The 4,399-nt window shown below is 69.0% G+C and carries 5 protein-coding genes and 2 tRNA genes; 5 read left to right on the top strand and 2 right to left on the bottom strand.

All coding sequences use genetic code 11. The features are described 5' to 3' along the window. Positions 1-196 precede the first annotated feature (196 nt). From ABZU75_RS45385 to ABZU75_RS45370, 4 genes are all read left to right on the top strand, one after another. Positions 197-1,201, top strand: coding sequence for an NADP-dependent oxidoreductase (locus tag ABZU75_RS45385; RefSeq protein ID WP_355569444.1), 1,005 nt, complete (start codon positions 197-199; stop codon positions 1,199-1,201). A gap of 61 nt (positions 1,202-1,262) precedes the next feature. After that, positions 1,263-1,547: a hypothetical protein gene (locus ABZU75_RS45380; protein ID WP_355569441.1), complete on the top strand. Its 285-nt coding sequence runs from the start codon at positions 1,263-1,265 to the stop codon at positions 1,545-1,547. A gap of 60 nt (positions 1,548-1,607) precedes the next feature. Beyond that, positions 1,608-2,003, top strand: coding sequence for an OsmC family protein (locus ABZU75_RS45375; RefSeq protein ID WP_030913025.1), 396 nt, complete (start codon positions 1,608-1,610; stop codon positions 2,001-2,003). Between the two features lie 586 nt (positions 2,004-2,589). Next, positions 2,590-2,663: transfer RNA gene (locus ABZU75_RS45370), tRNA-Lys, on the top strand. A 108-nt stretch (positions 2,664-2,771) separates the two neighbouring features. Here ABZU75_RS45370 and ABZU75_RS45365 read toward each other — a convergent pair. Further along, positions 2,772-2,828, bottom strand: a tRNA-Pro gene (locus ABZU75_RS45365). Positions 2,829-2,883: 55 nt separating this feature from the next. After that, positions 2,884-4,047, bottom strand: coding sequence for a transposase (locus ABZU75_RS45360; RefSeq protein ID WP_355569438.1), 1,164 nt, complete (start codon positions 4,045-4,047; stop codon positions 2,884-2,886). Between the two features lie 15 nt (positions 4,048-4,062). On the opposite strand from ABZU75_RS45360, the gene tnpA reads away from it, so the two are divergent. Continuing rightward, the coding region (gene tnpA / locus ABZU75_RS45355; protein WP_355569435.1) for an IS200/IS605 family transposase at positions 4,063-4,399 on the top strand (337 nt) is incomplete at its 3' end.

Here is a 4,399-nt window from a genome sequence, read left to right as displayed (position 1 = left end):
TCCGATCTGCCCCAAGCCCGGCCCCGTCCCCAAGCCAGGCCCCAGACCCGGCCCCGCCCCCGGAGCCGGGACCGGGGGCGGGGGCGGATCCGGAGCCGTCCCGGAGACGGGAGCCGGGACGAGGGCCGGGGGTGGCACCGGCGCCGGGAGAACCGCCGCCGTGAACGGGACGTCGGCGCGTGCCACCGGCCGTACGGTGTCGCGGGAGATCCGGCTGGCGTCGCGGCCCTCGGGCTGGCCGGTCCCGGAGAACTTCGAGCTGGCCGAGGTCGAGTCGCCCTCTCCAGGGGAGGGGGAGATCGGCGTCCGCAACCTCTTCATGAGCGTCGACCCGTACATGCGGGGACGTATGAACGACGCCGAGTCCTACACCCCGCCCTTCCGGATCGGCGCCCCCCTCGACGGCGGGGCCGTCGGCGAGGTCGTCGTGTCGCGCTCGCCGGACCTCGCCCCCGGCGACATCGTCACCCACGGGTACGGCTGGCGCGAGTACGCCGTGCTCGACGCGGGGCAGGCCCGCAAGGTCGAGGAGGTCCCGGGCGTCCCGCTCTCCGCCTACCTCGGAGCACTGGGCATGACCGGCCTCACCGCGTACGTGGGCCTGCTCGACATCGCGCGATTCAAGGAGGGCGAGGCGGTGTTCGTGTCCGGCGCGGCCGGGTCCGTGGGCAGCCTGGCCGGGCAGATCGCCCGGCTGAAGGGCGCCTCGCGCGTGGTGGGCAGCGCCGGGTCGCCGGAGAAGGTCGCGTACCTGATCCGCGATCTCGGCTTCGACGCCGCCTTCAACTACCACGACGGCCGGATCGGTGAGCAGCTCGCCGAGGCGGCCCCCGGCGGGATCGACGTCTACTTCGACAACGTCGGCGGTGACCACCTGCAGGCGGCCATCGACGAGCTGAGGACGTACGGCAGGGTCGCGATGTGCGGCGCGATCTCGGTCTACAACGCCACCGAGCCGGTACCAGGCCCGAACAACCTCTTCCTGGCCGTGGGGAAACGGCTCACCCTGCGCGGATTCATCGTCTCCGACCACCAGGCGCGGCTGCCCGACATGGTCGCCGAGGTGGGCACCTGGCTCCGCGAGGGCAGGCTCGTCTCGATGGAGACCGTCGTCGACGGCCTGGAGAACGCCCCGCGGGCGTTCATCGACATGCTCCGCGGCGCGAACACCGGAAAAATGCTGGTCAGGCTGGTGCGCTGACTGCGCGTACCGTCGATTGCGCATGATGGTCACAATCTCGGGGCAGAAGGGGCGTGAGGGGGTGGGTCTGTTGGAAACGGATGAGCTTGAGTCGCTATCGGCCCAGGAACTGCATGATCGCGCGGTCCACTACGCCGTGCATCACGGAGATCTCGGCTTTCTGTGGGAGTTGCTCTCCTTGATCCCGGCGGCGGAGGCGTCATCGGGGCACGAGGACGAGACGACCAACGACCTCAGCCGGATCTCGGCCCTGCTCAGTGACGCCATGGTCTCGGGTCACGGGGAGCTGGGTGACGCGCTGCGCCCGTTCTACATCGAATACCTGTCCAAACATCCCGATGCCTGAGGCGGCCGTCCTCCCTCTGTAGGGTGATCCGCAGATCGAGGAAGGCCGGGGAGGAGCGTCATGGCGCAGGTGAGGGTGGAGCGGACCGAGGACGGGTTCGTGGCACGCAACGACCGCGGAGCCGAGGTCGCCATGGGCAGTGGCGACGAGCAGGGGACTTTCACCCCGGTCGAACTACTGCTCGCGGCGCTCGGCGGCTGCAACATCGTCACCGTGGAGCCGCTGACGGCCCAGCGTGGCCACCGCATGGTCCGCCTGGCGATGACCGTTCAGGCGGAGAAGATCGAGGCGAGCAGGCTGGGGCCGATCACCATCAGCTACGACGTGGAGCTGCCCGAGGGCGACGAGAAGGCCGCCGAGGTGCTCCGCGCGGTGGCCCACCGCGTCGAGGAGAGGTACTGCACGGTGAGCCGGGCACTGCGGGAGGAGACCGAGGTCGGCCTCGAACTCCCCTGACCCAGGCCCGAGGTGGCCGATCGGCTCCCGGTCCGAGTCCGAAGCAGGCCGATCTACCTCCGGGAAGCCGGATTTTCGGGTATCCGGCGGGGGTTGACGGAGGCTTCGGTGATACCGGGTCAAGGTTGGGTGTAGGCGCAAAATCAACCTTTGGATGACGCGCCCGTTACATTTAGCCAGGTAGTGTTGTTGCAGGTCAAGGGGTCTGCGAAGCCCGGGGGGAGCGTTGCAGAGACTTTTCACCGGAAAAAGGACGCGAGGGGGATCGCGTTCCTGAGCGGAGCCGCCGGAGTCTTGGGGGAGACGATGGCAAAGCCCGCGAGGAGATCGGGGCCGGACAGTTGGGGGACTGTCCGGCCCCGAGTCTATTCCGGAGCAGAACGGCCGCCGGAGTCTTGGGGAAGACGATGGCGAAGCCCGCGAGAAGATCGGGGTCGGACGGTTGAGGGACTGTCCGGCCCCGAGTCTGTGTACGGGGCCGGACAGCCGAGAACGGCCCGGCCCCGAGCCTCGCGCGGGGAGCCGGGCGGCGGTCAACCGAGGTGCGGTCGCGCCGGAGCTGCTGCTAGAGTTACCCCCGTCGCAAGCGCCGCTAGCTCAGTTGGTTAGAGCAGCTGACTCTTAATCAGCGGGTCCGGGGTTCGAGTCCCTGGCGGCGCACCTGCAAGAAGCCCAGGCCGGCATCGTCGGCCTGGGCTTTCTTCGTTTGCCGGCCAACCTGACGACGAGCCCTCCGGCCACCTGGAATGTTCGTTGGAGGGCCTCGCTGACCGGGCTCGAACCGGCGTCCACCCGGTCCCGAGCCGGGCGCTCTACCTGTCAGCTTCTCGGCCGTAAACGACCGAGCTTGCAGCTCCTCGCCGTCGATGGGTTCGACGGTTCAGGCCGCGTCGTCGGCAGCGTGACTCACTGCCCAGCCCGCCACACCGCGTGAGGCGATGTTGCGGGCCGCGTTGACGTCGGCGTGCTCAGCGAAGCCGCACGACGTGCAGGAGAAGGTCGCCTGGCCGGGCCGGTTCTTCTTGTCCACGTGCCCGCACGATGAGCAGGCCTGCGAGGTGTAGGCCGGATCGACGTGAACAACGGCGACGCCCTGGCGGGCGGCCTTGTAGGCGATGAAGCCTCCCAGTTGGTGGAAGCTCCACGAGTGCAGCGTGACCCGCTGGGGCTTGCGGAGCCGTACCCGGTCACGGATGCCCTGGAGATCTTCCAGGGCGATGCCTTGCCCGGTGCGTGCAGCCTCGGTCACGATCTGCTTGGCGATGGTGTGGTTGGTGTTCGCGGCGAACCGGGCCTCGGCCCGGCGGCGCCGCTTCAGCAGCCGTTTCGCGGACTTGGTCTGCTTGGCCTGCAGGCGGCGGCGCAGCTCGCGGTGGCGGTGGCGGACCGCGTTCAGGGCCTTGCCGCTGTGGCGAACCCCGCCACTGGTGGTCGCGATGTTGGCGATCCCCAGGTCCACCCCCAGGAATCCGTCCGGGGTGCGCACCGGCACGTCCGGCAGGTCGCAGGTGGCGATGAGGAACCACATGCCATCGCGGTACAGCAGGTCCGATTCGCCCTTGCGGTAGGCGGCCAGCGTCGTGAGCTGATCGGCCGAGGCGGTGAACGCCACGCTCTTCATCCGCCCGCGCGTGGTCCAGATCGACACTGTGCGCGCGTCCGCCTGCCAGGACAGGCAGCGGTCGTCGAACGGCTGGGCCGCGCCGGGGCGAAAGACGATCGGCTTGGCCAAGGCCCGCTCGCGCCGCGCGGAGTCGGGCCTGCCCATATTGCCGTTGCGGAGGTTGGCGTGCAGCGTGGCGTAGGCGTCGGCGACCTTCTTGATGACATGCTGCGCGGCCTGAGCCGCCAGCCCGTAGTCGTCCTTGATCTGCCCGTAGACGTGCCTGCGCAGGTCGTAGTTGCGGAATACCCGCTGGTCGTGGGCGAGCGCCGCCACCCAGGTGGCCGCGCCGTTGACCGCGCGCAGAGTCGCCTCCAGCGCCGCCGCCTGCTCGGGCGTCGGCAGAAGTCTCACCTGCACCACCAGCTTCACATCGCCCAAAATATCGTTTGGTCCATGTCACCGCGGTGGGAACCCGACTTTGACATCCGCCGGGGCCGAACCGTTGTCCACCCGCTGCACACGCATTTGGTCCTCACACCCAGGTATCGGTGCGGGGTCTTCACCGACGAACTGCTGTGCCGCTGCGAAGACATCATGATCGAGGTGTGCGACAGCCTCGGCGCCCGGCTCGTCGAGTTCAACGGCGAGCACGACCAGGTCCACCTGCTCGTCTGCCACCCGCCCAAGGTCGCCCTCTCGACCCTGGTCAATTCCCTCAAGGGCGTCTCGGCCCGCCTGCTGCGCAAGGAGTACCCCGCTCACATCCGCAAGTACCTATGGGGCGGCCGTT

The sequence above is a fragment of the Streptosporangium sp. NPDC005286 genome, assembly GCF_040607515.1.
GTDB lineage: Bacteria > Actinomycetota > Actinomycetes > Streptosporangiales > Streptosporangiaceae > Streptosporangium.
The sequence above is the reverse complement of the archived record's forward strand: the minus strand, read 5'-3'. Positions and strand labels throughout refer to the sequence as shown.

Excerpts from the sequence above, each read along its gene's own strand:
- ABZU75_RS45375 (WP_030913025.1), top strand. The coding sequence starts at position 1,608 with ATGGCGCAGGTGAGGGTGGAGCGGACCGAGGACGGGTTCGTGGCACGC.